The following is a 20,608-nucleotide window of genomic DNA, read 5'->3' as shown; positions in this document are numbered from 1 at the left end:
GTCCGTCAGGTCAGGGCTGATCGAACAGGTCGGAACGGGTCAGAACCGGTCCGATCCGATCCATCTGATCCGATCCGTCCAGTCCAGTCCAGTCCAGTCCAATCCAATCCAGCCCAATCCGATCCGGTCCGATCCGGTCCGATCCGGTCTTCCGATCATGCTCAGATCGTGCCCGGTCAGGAACGCTTCCTCGTTCAGGACCCGGCCGACTTGCCGTCCGCCGTCCCGTCCCGGTAGACGCGCGGCACCCGGCCGCCGATCCGGGTGACGATCTCGTACGCGATCGTGTCCGCCGCCCGCGCCCAGTCCTCGGCGCTCGGCTCGCCCCGGTCCCCCGGGCCGAACAGCACGGCGTCGCTGCCCTCCTCGACCACGTCCCCGTCGAGGTCGACGACGAACTGGTCCATGGCCACCCGGCCCGCGACCGTCCGCCGGACGCCGCCGACCAGGACCGGGCCACGGCCCGACGCATGGCGCGGGATGCCGTCCGCGTACCCGATCGGCACCAGGCCGAGCGTGGTCTCCCTGGACGTCGTGTAGTGGTGCCCGTAGCTGATGCCGTGCCCGGCCGGCACCTGCTTGACCAGGGCGACCGACGCGGCGAGCGTCATCACCGGACGCAGTCCGAAGCCGGCCGGGGTGCCCAGCTCCGGGCTGGGCGAGATGCCGTACATGGCGATCCCGGTCCGCACCAGGTCGAAGTGCGACTCGGGGACGGTCAGCGTCGCCGGGGAGTTGGCGATGTGCCGGACCTCGGGCTCGGCACCGGCCTTCTCGGCGTACGCCACCATGTCGCGGAACGCGTCCAGCTGGGCGGCGATGGAGGGGTGTCCGGGCTCGTCCGCGCAGGCGAAGTGGGACCAGAGGCCGGTGATCCGGACGGTGCCCGCCTCCTCGGCGGTACGGGCGGCGGCGACGAGCTCGGGCCAGTCGGCGGGCTGGCAGCCGTTGCGCCCGAGGCCGGTGTCGGCCTTGAGCTGGATACGGGCGGGGCGGCCCGCCTCCGTGGCCGCCGCGGTGACCTCGCGCAGCGCCCACATACCGCTCACCGAGACGTCGACATCGGCCTCGATCGCCTCGCGCCAGGGCCCGCCCGGCGTCCACAGCCAGCACATCACCCGGCCGCCGAGCCCCGCCGCGCGCAGGGCGAGCGCCTCCTGCGGGGTGGCGGTGCCCAGCCAGGTGGCGCCCGCTTCCAGCGCGGCACGGGCACAGGGCACCGCGCCGTGTCCGTAGGCGTCGGATTTGACGACGGCCATGAGCTGCGCGCCGGACGCTCGGGCACGCAGAACGCGCACGTTGGCGCGGAGTGCGGCGAGGTCGATCTCGGCACGGGCTCTCAAGGACGCTGTCTCGTTCATCGCGCCCAGTGTCTCAGAGCTGTACGGCCCGGCCCTCCGGGCGCCGGTCGCGGCAGGGCGCGCGCCTCCGCTCCCGTCAGCCGTGGTGCAGCTCGTGTTCCAGGTGGTCGACGAGGACCGGTACATGGCTGTGCGGGACGTCCTTGACGGCCGTGACCAGCGTCACCGGGCCGCCGTCGCGGACCAGTGCGACGAGCTCGCCGACGGCGGCGGTGTGCGCGGGATCGGCCAGTTCGGCGCGGTAGCGGTCGACGAAGTCGTCGTAACGGGTGCCGGAGCGGTCCTCGTGGTACCAGGAGCGCAGCTCCTTCGACGGGGTGAGGTCCTTGAGCCACTTGTCGATCGCGGCGCGCTCCTTGGCGACCCCGCGCGGCCAGAGCCGGTCGATCAGGACGCGGGTGCCGTCGTCGTCCTCCTGCGCGTCGTACACCCGGCGTACGCGCACGTCACCGTCACCATCACCGTTGCTGCCCACGACCGCTCACTCCTTCGCTGCCGCTGTCCCCCGTCTCCGCCTCCCAGCATCACTCAGGCCCGTACGTCCCGCCAGGCCGCCCGGATCGCCTCCGCGACGTCCTGCGCGGCGACCGGCGAGCCGTCCGATGCGTGCCGGGCCGCGAGGCCGTGGAGGTGGGCGCCGACGGACGCGGCGTCGCGCGGGGCGAGGCCGGCGGCGAGCAGCGAGCCGGTCAGGCCGGAGAGCACGTCACCGCTGCCCGCGGTGGCCAGCCAGGAGGTGCCGGTCGGGTTGACCCGCACGGGGGTGCGCGGGGTGTCGGTGGCGACCAGCGTCGTCGAGCCCTTGAGCAGGACCGTCGCGCGGAAGCGGGAGGCGAGTTCGCGTACGGCGTCGAGCCGCCCCGCCTCGACCTCCTCGCGGGGGACGCCGAGCAGCGCGGCGGCCTCCCCGGCGTGCGGGGTGAGGACGGTGGGGGCGGTGCGCGCCCGTACGGCGGCTGCGTCCAGCAGCCGCAGCCCGTCCGCGTCGACCAGCACCGGGACGACCGCGGCCAGCACGTCGGAGACCGCCTCGACGGCGTCCGTGCCGTCGCCGAGCCCCGGCCCGACGACCCAGGCCTGCACCCGCCCGGCCTTCGACGGCGGGCCCGCGTGGACCAGGGTCTCCGGGTGCCGCGCGATGACCGCGTCCGCCCCCGGTCCGACGTACCGCACCGCACCGGCCCCGCCGCGCAGCGCCCCGGAGACGGCCAGCACCGCGGCGCCCGGATAGCGGGCCGACCCGGCGACGATGCCGACGACGCCGCGCCGGTACTTGTCGCTCTCGGCGCCCGGTACGGGTAGCAGCGCGGCCACGTCCGCGTACTGGAGCGCCTCCAGTTCGGGCACGTCCGGCAGTTCGGCGCCCAGCCCGATGTCGACGAGGTGCAGCGCCCCAGCCCGTTCGGCGGCCGGGTCGATAAGGAGACCCGGCTTGTACGCCCCGAAGGTGACGGTCGCGTCGGCGCGGACCGCGTCGCCCCGCACCTCACCGGTGTCGGCCTCGACGCCGCTCGGCAGGTCGACGGCGACGACGGGCGCCCCGTGTGCCGCGTACTGCGCCACCAGCGCGGCCGCCGCCGGGCGCAGTCCGCCGCGCCCGCCGATGCCGGTGATGCCGTCGACGACGAGGTCGACCCGGCGCCCCCAGTCGCGGTGCCGGCCCTCCGCCGGGCCCGCGTCGGCGTCCACCACCCGTCCGCCCGCCGCGCGCAGCGCCGCGCTCCCGCCCTCGTGGGCCCGGCCGGGCGAGACCCGTACGGCCAGCACACCGGCGCCGCGCCGGGCGAGCCGGGCGCCCGCGTACAGGGCGTCGCCGCCGTTGTCGCCGCTGCCGACGAGGAGGACGACGCGGGACCCGTAGACCCGGCCGCCGCGCCGCAGCAGATCGATGCACGCGGTGGCGAGCCCGGCGGCGGCGCGCTGCATCAGCGCGCCCTCCGGGAGTCGTGCCATGAGGGCCTGTTCGGCGGCCCGTACGGTCGAGACGCTGTACGCAGTACGCATGGCTCCAACGTACGCAGAGGCAGCCGCCTTCGGCACGCGGACGGACGGGCCGAAGGCCGGATCGGGCCCCGCGCTCACCCCTCCGCGATCACCACGGCCGACGCGATCCCCGCGTCATGGCTGAGCGACACATGCCACTGCCGCACACCCAGTTCGGCGGCGCGCGCGGCGACCGTGCCGCTCACCCGCAGCCGGGGCTGCCCGCTCTCCTCGACGTACACCTCGGCGTCCGTCCACAGCAGCCCGCCGGGCGCGCCGAGCGCCTTGGCCAGGGCCTCCTTGGCGGCGAACCGGGCGGCCAGCGAGGCGATCCCGCGCCGCTCTCCGCTGGGCAGCAGCAACTCGCTCTCCAGGAAGAGGCGTTGGGCCAGCTGCGGCGTACGTTCCAGCGCCGCGTCGAACCGTTCGATCTCCGCCACGTCGATCCCCACCCCGATGATCACGTACGTCCCCTCACAACTGCCCACTCACTTCATTCCACGGTCCGTTCCATTGTTCATCCCATTATTCATTCCACGGTGACGGACTTCGCCAGGTTGCGCGGCTGGTCCACCTCGTTGCCGCGGGCCGTGGCCAGCTCGCAGGCGAAGACCTGCAAGGGCACGGTCGCGACCAGCGGCTGAAGCAGCGTAGGCGTTGCGGGAATCCGGATGAGGTGGTCGGCGTACGGGACGACCGCCTCGTCGCCCTCCTCGGCGATAACGACGGTGAGCGCGCCGCGGGCCCGGATCTCCTGGATGTTCGACACGATCTTGCCGTGCAGCACGGAGCGCCCGCGCGGCGACGGCACCACCACGACGACCGGGAGACCCTCCTCGATCAGGGCGATCGGCCCGTGCTTGAGCTCACCGGCGGCGAACCCCTCGGCGTGCATGTACGCGAGTTCCTTGAGCTTCAACGCGCCTTCCAGGGCGACCGGGTAGCCGACGTGCCGGCCGAGGAACAGCACGGTGTCGTGGCACGCAAGGGAGCGGGCCAGCGCGCGCACCGGCTCCATGGTCTCCAGGACCCGCTGGACCTCGCCGGAGATCTCGGAGAGCTGGCGGATGACGGTACGGATCTCGTCGCCCCACTTGGTCCCGCGGACCTGGCCGAGGTACAGGGCGACGAGGTAGCAGGCGACGAGCTGGGTCAGGAACGCCTTGGTCGAGGCGACGGCGACCTCGGGACCGGCGTGCGTGTAGAGGACGGCGTCGGACTCGCGCGGGATGGTGGACCCGTTGGTGTTGCAGATGGCGAGGACCTTCGCGCCCTGCTCGCGGGCGTGCCGCAGCGCCATCAGGGTGTCCATCGTCTCGCCGGACTGCGAGATCGCGATGACGAGGGTGCGCTGGTCCAGGATCGGGTCCCGGTAGCGGAACTCGCTGGCCAGCTCGGTCTCGCAGGGGATGCGGGTCCAGTGCTCGATGGCGTACTTGGCGATCATCCCGGCATGGAACGCGGTCCCGCAGGCGACGATCACCACCTTGTCGACCTCGCGGAGCTCCGCCCGGGTGATCCGCACCTCGTCGAGGTGGAGCGTCCCCTCCGGGTCGATCCGGCCGAGGAGGGTGTCGGTGACGGCCTTCGGCTGCTCGGCGATCTCCTTGAGCATGAAGGAGGGGTAGCCGCCCTTCTCGGCGGCGGACGCGTCCCAGTCCACGTGGTACGGAAGCACCTCGGCGGGCCGCCCGTCGAACCCCGTGACGAGCACCCCCTCCCGGCGCAGCTCCACCACCTGGTCCTGGCCCAGCTCGATCGCGGACCGGGTGTGCGCGATGAACGCGGCGACGTCGGAGGCGAGGAACGCCTCGCCCTCCCCCACGCCCACCACGAGCGGCGAGTTCCGCCGGGCCCCGACCACCACGTCGGGCGCGTCCGCGAACACGGCGACGAGGGTGAACGCCCCTTCGAGCCGCCGGCAGACCTGCCGCATCGCCTCGGCCGGGTCGGCACCGCCGGAGTACGCCTCGGCGAGAAGGTGGGCGACGACCTCGGTGTCGGTCTCGGAGATCAGGTCATGGCCGCGCCCGGTCAGCTCGGAGCGCAGGGCGGCGAAGTTCTCGATGATCCCGTTGTGGACGACGGCGACGCGTCCGGCGTTGTCGAGGTGCGGGTGGGCGTTGGCGTCGGTGGGCCCGCCGTGGGTGGCCCAGCGGGTGTGGCCGATCCCGGCGTTTCCGGTCGGCAGCGGCCGCTCGACCAGCAGTTTCTCCAGATTGACCAGCTTCCCGGCCCGCTTCGCGGCGGCCAGCCCGCCATCGGCGAGGACGGCGATCCCGGCGGAGTCGTACCCCCGGTACTCCAGACGCTTGAGGCCCGCGACGACGACGTCCTGCGCCGACTGCCCACCGACGTATCCGACGATTCCGCACATACCAGTCCCTCCGTGGTCACCTGCCCATGTTCTTCGCATATTCGCAGAAGGTGCGGGGGGTGTCAGGGAGGACGGCGTCGGCCGGGAAATGCGGCGCCACGGCCCGGCGCCGCACGCCGCCGCCCCGGAGGACCGCGCCGGTCCGGCCCCACCCGAGACCCTGATCCCGTGCCTACGTGCGCGGGCTTCTAATATCAATGCCGGTGTTCTCCGGCGGATGCCGACGCCCGTTTGGTCGTGCCCGCCGCCCAACAGCGACACGACGACGGCCACCCCATGGCGGTGGAGTCGAGCATCGAGGAGAGGAACGTTCATGCGTGCCCGGAACATCGTTGCCGCCACCGCGACAGCATTGGCGCTGGTGGGCGCCCGCGACCTCATCCAGAAGAAGCACGCACTGCTCCGGAACTTCCCGGTGGTCGGGCACGCCCGGTACCTGCTGGAGACGATCGGGCCGGAGCTGCGGCAGTACATCGTGACCTCCAACGACGAGGAGCGCCCGTTCAGCCGTGACCAGCGCACCTGGATCTACGCGTCGGCGAAGGGCGAGAACAACTACTTCGGGTTCGGAACCGACAACGACATCGAGCACGTGCAGGGGCACGCGTACGTGAAGCAGCGCACGTTCGCCGGAGACCTGCTCCCCGACGTGCACGACCCGCAGGCCCTGCTGCCGTCGGCCAAGGTGCTGGGCGGACCGCGCGGGCGCGCCAAGGCGTTCCGGCCGGCGAGCGTGGTGAACATCTCGGCGATGAGCTTCGGATCGCTCTCCGGTGCGGCGATCACCGCTCTCAACAAGGGGGCGGCGCTGGCGGGCACGATGCACAACACGGGCGAGGGCGGCCTCTCGCCGTACCACCGCAACGGCGGCGACCTCATACTTCAGCTCGGTACGAGCTACTTCGGCTGCCGCAACGAGGACGGCAGCTTCAACATCGACAAGCTCTTGGACGTGGTCGCCGGCGCCCCGGTCAAGGCGATAGAGATCAAGCTCTCCCAGGGCGCCAAGCCGGGGCTGGGCGGGTTGCTGCCGGGCGCGAAGGTGACCCCGGAGATCGCCGAGATCCGTGGCATCCCGCTCGGCGAGGACTGCGCCTCCCCGTCGCGGCACACCGCGTTCAGCGATGTCGACTCGATGCTCGACTTCGTCGAACTGCTCGCCACCGAGACCGGTCTGCCGGTCGGGGTCAAGAGCGCGGTGGGAGAGATGGGGTTCTGGCAGGAGCTGGCCACGCTGATGGCGCGTGGCGACCGTGGCGTCGACTTCGTGACCGTCGACGGCGGCGAGGGCGGCACGGGGGCGGCGCCGTTGATCTTCGCGGACTCGGTGTCACTGCCGTTCCGGATGGGCTTCTCCCGGGTCTACGGCACCTTCGCCGAGCTGGGGCTGACCGACGACCTGACCTTCATCGCCTCCGGCAAGCTCGGCCTCCCCGAGAACGCCGTGGTCGCCTTCGCCCTGGGCGCCGACATGATCAACGTGGCGCGTGAGGCGATGCTGTCGATCGGCTGTATCCAGTCGCAGAGGTGTCACACCGACAAGTGCCCCACCGGCATCGCCACCCAGAACCCGCGCCTGGCCCGTGGCCTGGACCCGACCTCGAAGGCCACCCGTGCCGCCGCCTACCTGCGCACCCTGCGTATGGAGCTGATGAAGGTCTCGGCGGCCGTCGGCGTCGCCCACCCGGCCTTCATCACGGCCGACGACATCGAGATCCTGAACGGCGACTACGACGCCCGCACCCTGTCCGGTGTCTACGGCTACAAGGACGGCTGGGGCGAGCTGGGCCCGCAGGTCGCCGAAGAGATCACCGCGTTGCTCGCCACCCGGTCGAAGTCGGCCTTCGAGCAGGGACCGGCCGCCTGAGACGCCGGCGGTGGACCTGAACAGCTCCTGAGGGGGCGATGCCGGGGTCGATGCCGTTCCCGAGGCCGGAGCGGTGAAGTAGGAACGACTCATACTTTGAACCGTTCCTACTTTGCCGCCTGCCGCAGGAGAGCCCGTGGCCTTCACCGGACGTAGCCGTGAGCTGCGCATTCTCGGATCATGGCTGGAGCGCGTCACTTCGGGGACAGGGGGCAGCACCGGGCAGGCGCTGGTGATCAAGGGCCGACGCCGGATCGGCAAGACTCGCCTGGTGCAGGAGTTCTGTGCCCGTTCGGGGCAGCCGTACGTCTTCTTCCGGGCGACCCGCAGTCAACCCGCGCCGATGGCACGGCGGGCCCTGTTCGACGCGGTTGCCTGCGGCCAGGGAATGCGGGACCACGGCGCGGCGCTGGAGCACGCCGCCGCCCCGGAGGACTGGGTCCGGACGCTGGCCGCCGCCGCGGCCACCCTGCCGGCGGACGAGCCGGTGATTCTCGTACTGGACGAGGTCCCCTGGCTGTCCGAGGCGGACCCGGGATTCGGCGCGGCGCTCAAGACGGCGTGGGACATGCATCTGTCCGCGAAGCCGGTGCTCCTGCTGCTGCTCGGCTCCGACCTGGCGATGATGGACCGGCTGACATCGTACGACCACCCGTTCTACGGCCGGGCGGGTCAGTACACCGTGGGGCCGCTCAGCCCGGCGGACGTGCAGGATTCCACCGGACTCGACGCGGCAGCCGCACTCGACGCCTACCTCGTCACCGGGGGCTTCCCCGAAGTGGTCACCGGCTGGCGGACCGGGGAACCGGTCGCCTCCTATCTGCACCGCCAGGTGGAGGACCCGTCGTCAGTGCTGCTCACGACGGGCGAGCGCTCCCTCGCGGCGGAGTTCCCCGCCCGGCTCCAGGCGGGCAGGGTGCTCCGGGCGATCGGCTCGGGCGAGCGCACCTTCTCCGGCATCGCCGCGAGCACGGGCGGCGCCGACGGGCGCGCTCTGGCACACGGCACGCTCGCCCCGATACTGACCGAACTCACCGAGGCGAAGCGGATCGTTGCCGCCGACCTCCCCCTGTCCACCCAGGCAGCCCCCAAGCTCAAGCGCTACCGCGTCGCGGACACCTATCTGCGCTTCTGGCTGGCTCACTTGGAGGACGCCGTCGCACAGGCGGAAAGGGGCAGGGGCAAGATCTCGGCCGCACGCATCCAGCGGTCCTGGCCGTCCTGGCGGGGACGCGCGGTGGAACCGGTGATCAGGGAGTCACTCGCCCGCCGGGTACCGGACGGCCTCTTCCCCGAGGCGACCGAGGTCGGCGGCTGGTGGAACCGTCAGAACAACCCGGAGGTCGACCTCATCGGCGCCGACACCCAGCCGGTGGCGCGCCGGGTCGCCTTCGTGGGCTCGGTGAAGTGGCGCGACGAGACCCCGTTCGGGGCAACGGACCTGGCCGAACTCGTCGCGTCAGCACAGCAGGTGCCGGGCGCGCAGGACGCGGCCCTGGTCGCGGTCAGCCGCCGGCCCCCGACGGGAGCCGCGGCCGAGGGGCTGGCCGCGCACTGGGGGCCGGAGGCCGTGATCGCCGCGTGGCGGTGACGTCGGGCGCTGCCCTCAGTTGGCCGACGCGTACGAGACGAAGTCCGCCCAGGCGCCCGGCGCGAAGCCGAGTTCGGGGCCGGGGATGTTCTTGGAGTCGCGGACGTGGACGGCGGTGGGGGCGGCGGCTACCTCGACGCACGAGGGGCCGTCATTGGTGCTGTAGCTGCTCTTGAACCAGGTCAGGTCGGAAGGGCTTCCGACCGAGGGCTTCGCAGTCATGTCTCTCCCAGCAATTTTTCGACGAAGATTCGCGAGAGCCGAGGCGTGAGTGCCTGGGCCCGGGTCAGGCCGTACCGCATCTCAAGGATTTGGACTTCCTTGGGATCGCTGATCAGCCGACTGGTGAGCTGAACTTCGTTGAGCCCGACAGCCGTGCCGTCACTCAGCTTAAACACCCGATGAGGGCCTCCCAAGCCCGCGTGCTCCTCGGTCTCGGTCGGCATCACCTGGATCTCGACATGCCTCAACATGCTCAGTTCTAGCAGGTGTTCGAGCTGCTGACGCAACACCATTTTCCCGCCGGTGGGGCGCCTGAGCGTGGCCTCCTCCTGCACGAAGGTCAGCAGCGGGGCGGGCCGACGCTCGAAAATCGCCTGCCGGGCCAACCGCGCGGCCACAAGCTGGTCGACCTGTTCCTCGGTGAACGCCGGGCGGCGCTCCCCGTAGAGGGCGCGGGCATACGACTCCGTCTGAAGCAGCCCGTCGATCACACCGGCCGCAAACGAGCCCAACTCGACCGCATCGGCCTCCAACTTGGCTAGATCGCGGACCTTCTTCGGATACCGCGCCTCCGCCACATCCCGCTTCATCGCGGCGATCTTGCCGTTCGCGCCCAGGGCCTTGTCCGCCCGGTCCAGGAACTCCGGCTTGGGGATCCGGGTGCCGGTCTCCACTTTGTAGACCAGGTTCTCGCCGTACCCGATCGCCTCGCCCAGTTCTGCGGCGCGCAGGTTCGCCGCCTCCCGCCAGAGCCGGATCTGCCGGCCGACCACGGCCATCACGGCGCCCGACTCGTCCTCGGGGTCAACAGCCCAATCCGGTCCGTCCACCACGTCGTTGCCACTCATGCGCCATCCGCCTCCACCCGTTCGCGGCGCTCCGGCGCTGTACGGCTTGGACAGGCCCGTACGACCGCTGGACAGTCACCGTCCGTATACGTGTCACTGCTTTTTAGCGTAGCGACGGACGGCCACTCTGAGTGACGTGAACCGAGAAATCACCCAACCGCGTGCACGCAGCGGCCAATTCGCCGTGCAGCTTTCCGCGACCCGCCGGGGCGCCCGACTCGCCCGGCTGCTGGCGACCGAACAGCTCCGTTCCTGGGGGCTGCCGTTGGACGACGCGAGCCAGGTCATCGCCGAGCTGGCGTCGAACGCGGCGCTGCACGGTTACGTACCGGGGCGGGACTTCCGCATCCTGCTGACGGTCACCGGGGACACGCTCCGCATCGAAGTGACGGACGCACGCGGGGAGCGGCTGCCCCGTGTGCTGGAGCAGTCCGAGGCGTACGAGTCCGGGCGGGGGCTCCTCCTCGTCGAGGCGCTGGCCACGCGCTGGGGCGTCCGGCACGGCCCGTTCCCCCGAAAAACGGTCTGGGCGGAGGTCTCCCTCACCGGGTCGTAACGAGCGCGACGCGGCCGGCTACGACCCGGTGGGGCGCGTCCCGGTCGGCCGCGACGCGGCGGCCCACGACGTAAAAGGCTTTAAGTCCTTTGGGAAGAAGAAACTCTCAAACCAAACCCGACCCAACCCATCCCGGTGGACCTCAGCAGGCCCCGGCGCGCCCACGGGGGCGCCCGTCACTCACACGGGTGAGGTTGGCCAACTGAGCTGGATTTCGCCCGGGTTGCCTGGCATATGCTCGCGAAACCAACTTCAGACATGAGACGGCCCCCGCCGGGACTGACATCCCGAGCGAGGGCCTGACCACCAAGGAAGAGAACGCTTCCCGATGGATAACCAGCAGATTATCGCGCCCTCGCGCGCCTCGTCAGGCACCCGGCCAGGCACCCGGTCAGGCACCCCGTCGCGCGCCCGGTCAGGCGGCGTCCTACACGTCAACGTGCGCCACACCAGCCACTTCACGGTCGTGGGCAACCACCTGGCCCAGCACCAGGACCTCTCGCTCGTCGCGATCGGACTCGCCACCCACATCCAGTCGCTGCCCGCCGGGGCGAAGGTCGGCATCAAGTTCCTGGTCGAGCGCTTCCCGGAGAGCGAGGCCCGCATCGCCGAGGCACTGCGCGAACTCGAAGAGAACGGCTACCTGAGGCGCGACCGCGAACGCCTGGCCAGCGGCCGCGTGATCACGCGCACGACGTCGTACAACCAGCCGTGTACGGAGGCCGTCAGCCCGGCCGCACCGACTCCGGCACCCGCTCCAGCCCGTGTTCCGGCTCGGGCTCCGGCTCCAGCCCCTGTTCCGGCTCCGGCCCTGGTTCGGGACCCAGTTGCCCCACCGGCCCCCGCGACCACGCCCGCACCGGCCCCCGCGCCCGCGCCCGCACCCGTCCTCCCCCGGCCGCAGGCACTCACCCCGGACCTGCACCAACGCGCCTCGGCGATCCTGCTCGGGCTGCGGCGGGAGGCTCCCGTACTCGTCCTCTCCGACAAGGACATCCGCAGCCTCACCCCCGCCGTCGCAACCTGGCTCGAACGCGACGCCGTCCCCGAAACGATCACCCGGGCCCTGACGACGGACCTGCCCGTCCCCCTTAAGTACCCGGCCAAGCTGCTCGCGCACCGGCTGAGCACACTGCTCCCGGCCTCCGTCCCGCCCGCGCCGTTCTCCCCTCCCCCGGTGCCGCTCCAGAACTGCGACGACTGCGACCGCGCGTTCAGAGCGCCCGAGCCCGGCAGGTGCGGCGAGTGCGTCGCGGAGTCGTCCGTCACCGCGTAGAGGCGATGGCTACCCTGTTCCCGCGCCGAAGACTGCCGGACCCAGGCAGTGTGCGGAGGCTTGCCGCACCTGCATGCTGATGGCTGCCGACAGAGACGGGGCCATCAGTGGCAGCGAACACAATCCGCGCCGTGACGCGTGCACGCATGGGATCGGCCCTGGCGGTGACGGTCCTTCTGCTACCTTTCGGCGGCTACGGGCTGGCCAGGGCGGGGCTGGTACCGGACGGAACGCCGATCGCGCTCGGCCTGCTGTCGCTGATCGCCGGTGGCGTCCTCCTGCCCGCTCTGTGCGAGGAGCGGGCCCCGTTCCGGCACTCTTCGTCGCACCTGATCGCGCGCACCTTGACCGGCGAACGGTCCGTCGCCCTCAACCGGATCACCTCCGTCCGGCTGCTGACGACCTTCTCGTACGGCAGCGCGTACCGGACCCTGCTGGTCCGCGACGCCGACGGGGTGGCGCTGGGCATCACGACCGAGAGAAGCCGCAGAAAATTGCGCCGAGCAATAGAGAAGGCCGACGCGAACGCCGCGCGAGACGCCGTCAAACCCCGTGTGAGCCGCGCGGCTCGGGCACATCTGGGCCTTGCCCCAGGGCGCGGGCTGGTAGGCCACACGGTTCTCGCCCTTCTGGTTCTGACGGTGTCCGCGAGCCTCTACGTGGTGGTCGTGCTCCGACTCGGCGGGCGGTAGGGCGAAGGGAAGTATGCCTGCGCAAGCAGATCGTGAAGCTCAAGGAGCAACAGAGCTACGGTCTTGCCCCGCCCCGCCCCGCCCTCAGGCGGGGGCTCAGACGGCGACCCCGAGTTCCTTACGGGTCCGCCGGACGAACTCACGGGCGGCCGGCTCACGCCGCCAGGGGGCGAGGGCTGTGTTGAACTCGCGGACGTAGTCCAGGGCCCTGGAGGACTGCACGCGCGCGAGGATGTCGATGGACCGGTGGCCCAGTTCAAGGCCGAGGTCGAGGTCACGGGCCTGGAGGTGGGCGGTACCCACGATCGCCAGCCGCATGCCGACAGAGCGGGTGAAGACGCCCGACGGCATGGCGGCGGCCTGCTGGTTCCAGGCCAGGGCGACCTTGGGAATCTTCAGGTCGCGGAAGATCTCGGCGGCATCTGCCGACAGGCGGGCGTGGTGATAGAAGTCGATCCACGCAGGCTCGTCGCCGCTGTCGTCCTTCGCCTGTTCCAGCAGCGTCTCGGAGGCGGCCAGAGCTCGGGAAGCGGCCCTGGGGTCGTTCTCGCGGGCGTGAGCGCGGGCCTCGATCAGCTTGGTGAAGGCCAGCACCCTGTGCACCGCCTGGCCTTTCGCCCGCTCGAAGGCGCCCTGGGCCATATCGACGGCCTCGCCGGCGAATCCGCGCAGGAGTGACTGCATGGCCATCGTGGTCAGGACATAGCAACCCAGCTGAACGTCACCACCCGCGCGAGCCAGGCGGAGGGCCTGGATGAAGTGACGTTGGGCGACATCGTGTTCTCCGACGTCGAAGGCCGTCCAGCCGGCCAGCCGGGACAGTTCCGCGGTGACGGAGAACAGTTCGCAGCCGACGTCGTCGGAGAAGGAGCCCCGCAGCAGCGGAGCGGCCCGCTCCTGGAGGCAGGTGGTGACGGAGTTGGCTTTCCAGCTCCCACCGCCGTACTTGGAGTCCCATCGGCGGGCGTCGTTGGCTGCCTCGCGCAGTTCGTCGAGATCCGCACGGCCGACCTGGCGACCACCGTCGTGGCCAGCGGTCTCATCGGCGGGGGTGACCAACCGGCGGGTGACGGGGGTACTGAACGCGGACACGGCGAAGCCGGATGCGCCGGTGGTGAGGAAATCGCGGCGGTTCACGGAGCTCCAGAACGAAGTGGCGACGCGGACGGCATCAGCGGGATCTCGTGGGAAATCCAACCCCATGTTCGTGTCCGGTGTCTGCGCATCGCACATACCGATTTCGGCAAGGCCGACGGACCGGAGCCCAGCCGTTCACCGATCGCCTGGGCGAGGAACTTGGGAACCGGCCACTTCGGCGTCATTCCGCGTCTGCACCAGTTCGCGACGGAGGTATGCGAGTAGTCCGTCGCCATGCCAGCCTGTCGGCGAGCTGGTTGATCCGGTGGGCCAGGGACTTGTGACTCACACCGCAGCCTTCGATGAGCCGGGCCAGATCCGTGTTGGGCGGACGGCTCCGGCGGACGGTCGACGTCACGACGTCCCCCCGATCAGTTGCTCAAGCGTTGCGCACACGGAAAGTCGTACGGATCGAGGCCCGGAATTCGTACGCCGCTCGACGGCAGCCGGGCATTCTCGTCCGTATGCGCTTCCCGCGTGTTGGGTCACCGAGGGTATTGCCTCGCGGGCTTGCACTGAACCGCGCATGCGAGTTGTAAGCCCCCTTGCGAGCCCTCCCCGCGATCGCCCGCAACCGCTGTGATGAGGGTCCAGGCCACCGCCGGGACCGGAACAACTTCCTTTCGGCGGTGGCCACCACCAGGCATCCCAACCACCCTCGGGGGTGAACCAGATGTGCGGAATCGCAGGACTGGCCGGAGACGACGCCTCCCGGCACGAGAGCACGGTCGGCGCGATGGGTCTCTCGCAGGCCCATCGCGGGCCGGACGGCACGATGCGGGCCGCCTCGGTCGACAGGCGGGCGGTGCTGGCGATGAACACGCTGCTGATCGTCGACCCGCAAGCCATGCCCGGCCCCTACCTCGACCGCTCCACCGGCGTTCTGCTGGCCTTCAACGGCGAGATCTACAACTTCCGCCGGCAGGCGAAAGCCTGGGGCATCGAACTGTGCGCCCGCGAGTCGGACGCCCACTTTCTGCTGCGGGCCTGGACGAAGATCGGCCCGTCCTGCCTGGACGGGCTGGACGGCATGTTCGCTCTGGCCGTCTACGACCCACGCGTCCGCAAGCTGTTCCTCGCCCGGGACCGGCTCGGGGAGAAACCGCTCTACTGGCGGCTGGACGGCGGACGACTCGCGTTCGCCTCCGAGGTCACCGCCCTGACCGGCTACGGCAGTGCCCCGCCGGTCCTGCGGCCCGAGATGGTGTCCATCGAGACCCCGACCGGAGTCGACACCCCGTTCCAGGGTATCCAGTTGCTGGCCCCCGCCACCCTGATCACCTTCGACACCACCACCGGTTCCCTCGACCAGCACACCTGGTGGTCGCTGGAGGGCTGCCGGCCCTTCGAGGGTGACTACAAGGAGGCCCTGGCCCGGTTCTCGGTCGTGCTGGCCGAGCAGGTCCCACTACGGGCCCCGGCCGGCGACTTCGCCCTGCTGTTATCGGGCGGCCTGGACTCCTCCGTGCTGGCCTACCTGATGCGTCCGCCGGCCTGCATCACGGTCCGCTACCCGGGCCAGGACCGGCTGGACGAGTCGAAGACCGCCGCGGCCATCGCCCGTGACATCGGCGCCGAGCTGATCGTGGTCGAGCCGGGCACCTCCGACTTCGCCACCGTGCTGAAGCACATGATCTCGGCGTTGGACTATCCGATGGGCAACGCGTCGACGTTCTCCGAGTACATGGCCTACCGCAAAGCGTCTGCTCTCGGCCTCAAGGTCGTCGTCGGCGGGCTGGGGCCGGACGAGCTCCTGATGGGCTATGTCCGTCACGCGCTCGTCCTCTTCGGCGCCGACGCCGTCCTGGCCTCGGGACTGGAGGCATACCGGCCGCTGGCCACGAAGCTGATGCACGCCGCCGGACAACGACTGGACCCGGCGGAGGCTGTCACCCGGCTCGTCCTGCGCGGGCCCGACCCCGAGGGGCGGATCCGCGACCTGGTCGGCAGTGCGATGAGGCGGGCCGGCGGGGATCCGGCCCGCGCGTTGACGCTGGCCGATCTGGCGACAGCCTGGCGTCCGCTGGTGATGACCAGCGACAAACTCGCCTCCGCCCATGGACTCGAACGCCGGTCGCCCTACCTCGCCCGCGACCTGGTGGAGCTGTGCTATCGGCTGCCGGCCGAACACAAGATCTGCGATCCGGCCGAGGGGAAGCGGATCCTGCGGGACGCGGCGAAGGCACTGGGGCTGCCTCGGGAGGTCTGGGGCAGCCGGGACAAGCTCGGCTTCGCCAGCCCCGTCCCCGCCTGGCTGAACGGGCCCCTCGCAGCCTGGGCCGACGATCAGATCCGCACCGCTCTCGCCGAGGCGCCGACGGCCTGGCGGCCGTTGCTGGAGGACGGGCTTAAGCCCGGCAGTCGGTTCGACCGCACACGGATGCAGGCCGTGATGGCAGCAGCCTGGTTTTCGGATCAGGCGGTGAGGGCTGCCGCATGATCTTCAACTCCGTTACTACGGTGGCCGGATGCGATCCGACACCACCACCTCCCCGCAGCCGTCCACCGCCCGCGGAGCAGTCGCGGTCATCGCCGACCGGCGCGGAGAACTCCTCCTGCACCTGCGTGACGACTTGCCGGGCGCCATCGCCTGGCCCAACCACTGGAGCCTGCTGGGAGGCGGCGCGGACAGCGACGAAACCCCGGCGGCCGCGATCGTCCGCGAGCTCGAAGAAGAAGCCGGCCTGACCGTCTCCGGACTCACTGAACTCTTCGAGATCCGCGACGCCGACGGCTCCGGCCAGATCATCACCTTCTTCGCCGGATCCTGGGACGGCGACGAGACCCACCTTCCTCTCGCCGAGGGCGTCAAGCTCCAGTTCTTCGCCCCCGAACGCCTCGGCATCCTCATGATCCCGCCGTTCATCCGAGACGGGATACACCGTTACCTGGCCGCCCGGCCCGCCTGATCACCCCGCCCTCTTCGGGCGAGGAGGGATGGGGCCGCCGAGGCGGCCCCATCCGAAGGGAATACCCGCTCGTGAAGCTCACCGTCATCGGCTGCGGCTACCTCGGCGCCACCCACGCGGCCTGCATGGCCGAACTCGGGCACGACGTGCTCGGCATGGACGCCGACATGGACAGAGTCGCCACCCTCAACTCCGGCAAGGCCCCGTTCTTCGAACGCGACCTCGACGACCTGCTGACCAAGCACACCGCGACGGGCCGCCTCAAGTTCACCGCCTCCTACGCCGAAGCCGCCGCCCACGGCGACCTGCACTTCATCGGCGTCGGCACCCCGCAGCAGGTGGGCAGGAACACCTACGACCTCACCCAACTCTTCAGCGCTGTCCGCAAGCTCGCGCCGCGCCTGAAGGGCCCGGCCGTGGTCGCGGTCAAATCGACCGTCCCGGTCGGCACCGCACCACGCGTCGCGGAGATCCTGAGCGAGCACGCCCCTGCGGGCGAGAAAATCGAGGTCGCCTGGAACCCGGAGTTCCTCCGCGAGTCGTTCGCCATCGAGGACACCCTTCACCCAGACCGGCTCGTCCTCGGCTTCAACACCGAACACTCCTGGGCCGAAGCCGTCCTTCGACAGTGCTTCGGCAAGATCATCGAAGTGGGGACACCGACGATCGTCACCGACTGGGCCACGGCCGAACTCGCGAAAGCCTCCGCGAACGCCTTCCTCGCCACGAAGATCTCGTTCATCAACGCGATGGCCGAAGTCTGCGAGACAGCGGGCGCCGACGCCGGCCGGCTCGCCGACATCCTCGGCCACGACGCCCGCATCGGCCACCGCGGCATGCGGCCCGGTCTCGGATTTGGCGGCGGCTGCCTTCCCAAGGACATCCGCGGCTTCATGGCCCGCGCCGGTGAGCTCGGCGCCGACCAGGCCGTGACATTCCTGCGCGAGGTCGACGCGATCAACAACCGCCGCCGCGAACGCATGGTCGACCTCGCCCGCGAGCAGCTCGACGGCAACCTCATGGGCAAACGCATCACTGTCTGGGGCGCCGCCTTCAAGCCCAACACCGACGACGTCCGCGACTCACCCGCTCTCGCCGTCGCCCAGAAGCTCCACGAACTCGGCGCCACGGTAACCGTCACCGATCCCCAGGCCCTCGACAACGCCCGCAAGACGCAACCCGAACTCGACTACATCGACGACCCGATCGCCGCCGTCCAGGACGCCGATCTGCTGCTGCACCTCACCGAGTGGCCGCAGTACTCCCGCCTCCACCCCCACCGCCTGGCCTCGCGCGCCGCCGGCCTGCGGGTCATCGACGGCCGCGGCACTCTCACCCCGGCCACCTGGCGGGAGGCCGGCTGGACCTTCCGCGCCCTCGGCCGCCCCTGAGCCCACACGCTGACGCCCGCAGGCCTGCCCAGGAGAGCCCTTGGGCGGGCCTGCCCGCTTGGGAGGGGCATAAATCCAACAGCCGAACCCCTAAAGTCGATTACGCTGAGTTCATGTTCAAATGCGCACTGTGCGGTGCTCCAGTCAAGCGGCGCCGTGAACACGTCCGCCCCAGTTGGCTCTTGGACCGCTACAAGGACGACGGCCCATTCACCTTCTACCAAGGCGAACAGCCGATCCCCTACAGGAGCGGAAAAACGGAACGGTCGCAGCTGCCCCGAGTGATGGCTCCCGCCTGCGGGCACAACGACCGGGGCGGACGTGACTGCAACGGCTGGCTCAACACCAGCTTCGAAAAGCCCGCCACGCCGCACATCCGGGCCCTGCTGGACGGCGAGTCGATCAGCGGCTCCGCAGTTGAAGCCGTTGCCCGCTGGGCGGTCAAGACTCTCCTCCTCGAACAGCATCCCGAGGCACACGACTCAGAGCTGCCCAGTCGGGAACGCGGCTCGTGGGCGAACCTCGACAGCATGCTGCACGGCATGCGGACGACGGGACAGTTGCCGCCCCACCTTTCACTATGGTGCGCCGTCACCAGCCAGGAGGAGTCCGGGCCAGACACGCCTGACGAAATGGTTCTGCTCCCGGACCTGCTTGTCGCGGGGAAGGCGCCATCCGCTTTCGGCTTCTCAGCACTGGGCTTCGGCATGACTGGCGGACAGCAGCTTGCTCTGCAACTGCTGCACCACCCCTACGTCGAAGTCGAGCACCCCTTCGAGGCGGCAAACCTCGCCACACGACTCTGGCCCACGCCCCCCACCACGCTCAGCTCAACCGCGACGCCGGCCCTCGGCATGCAGGGCACACGGAACTGGGACCGAACCTTCTGCAAAGGCGGGTCCGAGATCAACCTGAACCAGATCCGGCTGTCCCAGTCCGGCTCCGGGAACCGGCTCGTCAGCCCCCGGATCAAGGCTCGCAAACTCGGGCCGGGCGGACTTCCCGCCCAAACACCGCAGACCTGCAGCGTTCAGGGTGCTGATCACTACTGAACTTGAATGTGTGATGTCGGCCCGAGCGTGTCAGCTGGTCAAGGTCAGACCGACATCACACATTCAAGTTCAGTAAGGATCACCGGGGGCTAAGGACTTGCAGGGAATCAAGGTGTTGCTTCCCTGCAAGTCCTTAGGAGATAGACATCCTGTCGACAGAACTACTGTCCGAGACGATGAAGTCCCGATCGCTGGAGTGTTCCGAGTCCTCATCACCGCTGAGGTACTCACCGGCGGCGTTGCGCTCGAAATCGTGGCTGCGGTTGCAGGTCGCGCATTCGATCTGCAAATTGTTGAGGTCGTTGTACGCGGCCTTCGCCTCATCATTGTTGGTGACACCCTTGGATTTCAGGTACTGCTTCCACGGCTGGCGGTGCCCGATGTCAATGCCGGGATAGGTGACGCCGCGCTGGCAGGACGCGCACCGCCACATCAGCGTGGGCTGCTCCGTGAATGGATCAGTGACACGGCGGCTCTCCGCTTTGTCGATCACGGACTCGCGGGTACGCGCATACCACTCCAGCCGCGGCAAGTTCGCGAGGAAGGCGTCCACCTGGGCCTTGGTTTGAGCATCGCGCCGCTGCTTGCCGGGGATGTCACTCTCCCCGTCAAACAGCAGCGGATCAGCCTCATCGTCATACCAGCGCTGGACCGAGGCCGAGACAGCGCCGGCGGTGGTTGCGGCACTCGGACCAAGACCCTGAATCGCACTGGCCCTACCCGAGCGCATCCGCGCCGCGTTCGACTCCGCCTCGCGCTCCTCATCGTCGTGCGGATGGGTCATGCTGAACCCGCCGCCCGTTCGATGTCCTGTCGAGGCTTTCTCCTGGTTGCGGACGACGTGGGTGAGCTCGTGGTCCAGCGTCTCCGAATCGCGGCCGTGCTCCCCGATCACAATGTCCTGATTCACTGTGAACGCCCGCGCCTGGACGGAGGCAGCCGCCTGCCGCGCGACAGTCCCCGTGTGCACCCGGACCGCAGACAGGTCAGCCTGGAATTGGTCTTCTTTGCGGGCCAGCGTGGCCTGATTCAGCGGGCGGCCGTGAGTGCGCAGACCAGCCTCGACGTCGGACCGCTGAACGGCTTCCTCGTCGTGCTGATGCTCTCCCTCTTCCTCTTCCCGCGCACGCTGCATCATCCGCAGCACCGTCTGGTTGCCGACGCTGGCCTGCAACCCCAACAACCCGGCGGGCGGGCCCGACCGTGCTGTACCGCCACGGGTGCCCGGAGCAGCGGATCGGGACTTCTTGTCGTGCGAGTGCATCCGGGCCTCCTCGGGTGGAGCTCTGGGTTTCGAACCTAAAGGCACTGTGCCTCCTCTGGAACCCGAAGCTCCGAGGCCTTTC

The 20,608-nt window shown here is 70.1% G+C and carries 18 protein-coding genes; 9 read left to right on the top strand and 9 right to left on the bottom strand.

Annotated elements, in window-relative coordinates; all coding sequences use genetic code 11:
• Window positions 1-194: 194 nt before the first annotated feature.
• The 5 genes from alr to glmS form a co-directional block, all read right to left on the bottom strand.
• Window positions 195-1,361 (bottom strand): alanine racemase, encoded by a 1,167-nt coding sequence (gene alr / locus ACZ6S6_RS26820; RefSeq protein WP_362964949.1) that lies wholly within the window; start codon window positions 1,359-1,361, stop codon window positions 195-197.
• Between the two features lie 76 nt (window positions 1,362-1,437).
• Complete coding sequence (locus ACZ6S6_RS26815) at window positions 1,438-1,836, bottom strand: DUF488 domain-containing protein (RefSeq protein ID WP_469707140.1); 399 nt, start codon at window positions 1,834-1,836, stop codon at window positions 1,438-1,440.
• 53 nt (window positions 1,837-1,889) lie between these two features.
• A complete protein-coding gene (locus ACZ6S6_RS26810) occupies window positions 1,890-3,365 on the bottom strand; it encodes an NAD(P)H-hydrate dehydratase (protein ID WP_469707139.1) in 1,476 nt (491 codons plus the stop codon).
• A gap of 74 nt (window positions 3,366-3,439) precedes the next feature.
• On the bottom strand, window positions 3,440-3,808 hold the full coding sequence (locus ACZ6S6_RS26805) for a holo-ACP synthase (protein ID WP_362964981.1): 369 nt from the start codon (window positions 3,806-3,808) through the stop codon (window positions 3,440-3,442).
• A gap of 65 nt (window positions 3,809-3,873) precedes the next feature.
• Window positions 3,874-5,721, bottom strand: coding sequence for a glutamine--fructose-6-phosphate transaminase (isomerizing) (glmS, locus tag ACZ6S6_RS26800; RefSeq protein ID WP_469707138.1), 1,848 nt, complete (start codon window positions 5,719-5,721; stop codon window positions 3,874-3,876).
• 313 nt (window positions 5,722-6,034) lie between these two features.
• On the opposite strand from glmS, the gene ACZ6S6_RS26795 reads away from it, so the two are divergent.
• Both ACZ6S6_RS26795 and ACZ6S6_RS26790 read left to right on the top strand, forming a co-directional pair.
• Entirely contained in the window at window positions 6,035-7,588 is a 1,554-nt protein-coding gene (locus ACZ6S6_RS26795) for an FMN-binding glutamate synthase family protein (protein ID WP_469707137.1), read from the top strand.
• A 136-nt stretch (window positions 7,589-7,724) separates the two neighbouring features.
• A complete protein-coding gene (locus tag ACZ6S6_RS26790; RefSeq protein WP_469707136.1) occupies window positions 7,725-9,179 on the top strand; it encodes an ATP-binding protein in 1,455 nt (484 codons plus the stop codon).
• Window positions 9,180-9,194: 15 nt separating this feature from the next.
• On the opposite strand, the gene ACZ6S6_RS26785 is transcribed toward ACZ6S6_RS26790, so the two are convergent.
• A complete protein-coding gene (locus ACZ6S6_RS26785; RefSeq protein ID WP_469707135.1) occupies window positions 9,195-9,401 on the bottom strand; it encodes a DUF397 domain-containing protein in 207 nt (68 codons plus the stop codon).
• On the bottom strand, window positions 9,398-10,249 hold the full coding sequence (locus tag ACZ6S6_RS26780) for a helix-turn-helix domain-containing protein (RefSeq protein ID WP_469707134.1): 852 nt from the start codon (window positions 10,247-10,249) through the stop codon (window positions 9,398-9,400). The genes ACZ6S6_RS26785 and ACZ6S6_RS26780 overlap by 4 nt, the downstream gene beginning before the upstream one ends.
• Before the next feature lie 136 nt (window positions 10,250-10,385).
• On the opposite strand from ACZ6S6_RS26780, the gene ACZ6S6_RS26775 reads away from it, so the two are divergent.
• The 3 genes from ACZ6S6_RS26775 (at window position 10,386) to ACZ6S6_RS26765 (ending at window position 12,773) form a co-directional block, all read left to right on the top strand.
• The gene (locus ACZ6S6_RS26775) at window positions 10,386-10,805 is read left to right on the top strand and encodes an ATP-binding protein (protein ID WP_469707133.1); all 420 of its coding nucleotides are present in this window, start codon (window positions 10,386-10,388) and stop codon (window positions 10,803-10,805) included.
• Between the two features lie 328 nt (window positions 10,806-11,133).
• Window positions 11,134-12,081, top strand: coding sequence for a helix-turn-helix domain-containing protein (locus tag ACZ6S6_RS26770; protein WP_469707132.1), 948 nt, complete (start codon window positions 11,134-11,136; stop codon window positions 12,079-12,081).
• Between the two features lie 131 nt (window positions 12,082-12,212).
• The gene (locus tag ACZ6S6_RS26765; protein WP_469707131.1) at window positions 12,213-12,773 is read left to right on the top strand and encodes a hypothetical protein; all 561 of its coding nucleotides are present in this window, start codon (window positions 12,213-12,215) and stop codon (window positions 12,771-12,773) included.
• A gap of 96 nt (window positions 12,774-12,869) precedes the next feature.
• Here the strand turns inward: ACZ6S6_RS26765 and ACZ6S6_RS26760 are convergent, their stop codons facing one another.
• Window positions 12,870-13,910 (bottom strand): sporulation protein, encoded by a 1,041-nt coding sequence (locus tag ACZ6S6_RS26760; protein ID WP_469707130.1) that lies wholly within the window; start codon window positions 13,908-13,910, stop codon window positions 12,870-12,872.
• Window positions 13,911-14,583: 673 nt separating this feature from the next.
• Between ACZ6S6_RS26760 and asnB the strand changes: the two genes are divergently transcribed.
• From asnB to ACZ6S6_RS26740, 4 genes are all read left to right on the top strand, one after another.
• Window positions 14,584-16,350: an asparagine synthase (glutamine-hydrolyzing) gene (asnB, locus tag ACZ6S6_RS26755; protein WP_469707129.1), complete on the top strand. Its 1,767-nt coding sequence runs from the start codon at window positions 14,584-14,586 to the stop codon at window positions 16,348-16,350.
• 28 nt (window positions 16,351-16,378) lie between these two features.
• Window positions 16,379-16,819 (top strand): NUDIX domain-containing protein, encoded by a 441-nt coding sequence (locus tag ACZ6S6_RS26750; protein WP_469707128.1) that lies wholly within the window; start codon window positions 16,379-16,381, stop codon window positions 16,817-16,819.
• Window positions 16,820-16,890: 71 nt separating this feature from the next.
• Complete coding sequence (locus tag ACZ6S6_RS26745; RefSeq protein ID WP_469707127.1) at window positions 16,891-18,210, top strand: UDP-glucose dehydrogenase family protein; 1,320 nt, start codon at window positions 16,891-16,893, stop codon at window positions 18,208-18,210.
• A 182-nt stretch (window positions 18,211-18,392) separates the two neighbouring features.
• Window positions 18,393-19,262, top strand: coding sequence for a hypothetical protein (locus ACZ6S6_RS26740; RefSeq protein WP_469707126.1), 870 nt, complete (start codon window positions 18,393-18,395; stop codon window positions 19,260-19,262).
• Between the two features lie 133 nt (window positions 19,263-19,395).
• Here the strand turns inward: ACZ6S6_RS26740 and ACZ6S6_RS26735 are convergent, their stop codons facing one another.
• On the bottom strand, window positions 19,396-20,526 hold the full coding sequence (locus tag ACZ6S6_RS26735; protein WP_469707125.1) for an eCIS core domain-containing protein: 1,131 nt from the start codon (window positions 20,524-20,526) through the stop codon (window positions 19,396-19,398).
• Between the last annotated feature and the right edge of the window lie 82 nt (window positions 20,527-20,608).

This window comes from Streptomyces sp. NPDC048671 (assembly GCF_055587045.1).
The sequence above is the reverse complement of the archived record's forward strand: the minus strand, read 5'-3'. Positions and strand labels throughout refer to the sequence as shown.

Coding starts and splice junctions, on each gene's coding strand:
- alr (WP_362964949.1), bottom strand. CDS start 1,361: ATGAACGAGACAGCGTCCTTGAGAGCCCGTGCCGAGATCGACCTCGCC.
- ACZ6S6_RS26770 (WP_469707132.1), top strand. CDS start 11,134: ATGGATAACCAGCAGATTATCGCGCCCTCGCGCGCCTCGTCAGGCACC.
- ACZ6S6_RS26785 (WP_469707135.1), bottom strand. CDS start 9,401: ATGACTGCGAAGCCCTCGGTCGGAAGCCCTTCCGACCTGACCTGGTTC.
- ACZ6S6_RS26750 (WP_469707128.1), top strand. CDS start 16,379: ATGCGATCCGACACCACCACCTCCCCGCAGCCGTCCACCGCCCGCGGA.
- ACZ6S6_RS26780 (WP_469707134.1), bottom strand. CDS start 10,249: ATGAGTGGCAACGACGTGGTGGACGGACCGGATTGGGCTGTTGACCCC.
- asnB (WP_469707129.1), top strand. CDS start 14,584: ATGTGCGGAATCGCAGGACTGGCCGGAGACGACGCCTCCCGGCACGAG.
- glmS (WP_469707138.1), bottom strand. CDS start 5,721: ATGTGCGGAATCGTCGGATACGTCGGTGGGCAGTCGGCGCAGGACGTC.
- ACZ6S6_RS26795 (WP_469707137.1), top strand. CDS start 6,035: ATGCGTGCCCGGAACATCGTTGCCGCCACCGCGACAGCATTGGCGCTG.
- ACZ6S6_RS26810 (WP_469707139.1), bottom strand. CDS start 3,365: ATGCGTACTGCGTACAGCGTCTCGACCGTACGGGCCGCCGAACAGGCC.
- ACZ6S6_RS26735 (WP_469707125.1), bottom strand. CDS start 20,526: ATGCACTCGCACGACAAGAAGTCCCGATCCGCTGCTCCGGGCACCCGT.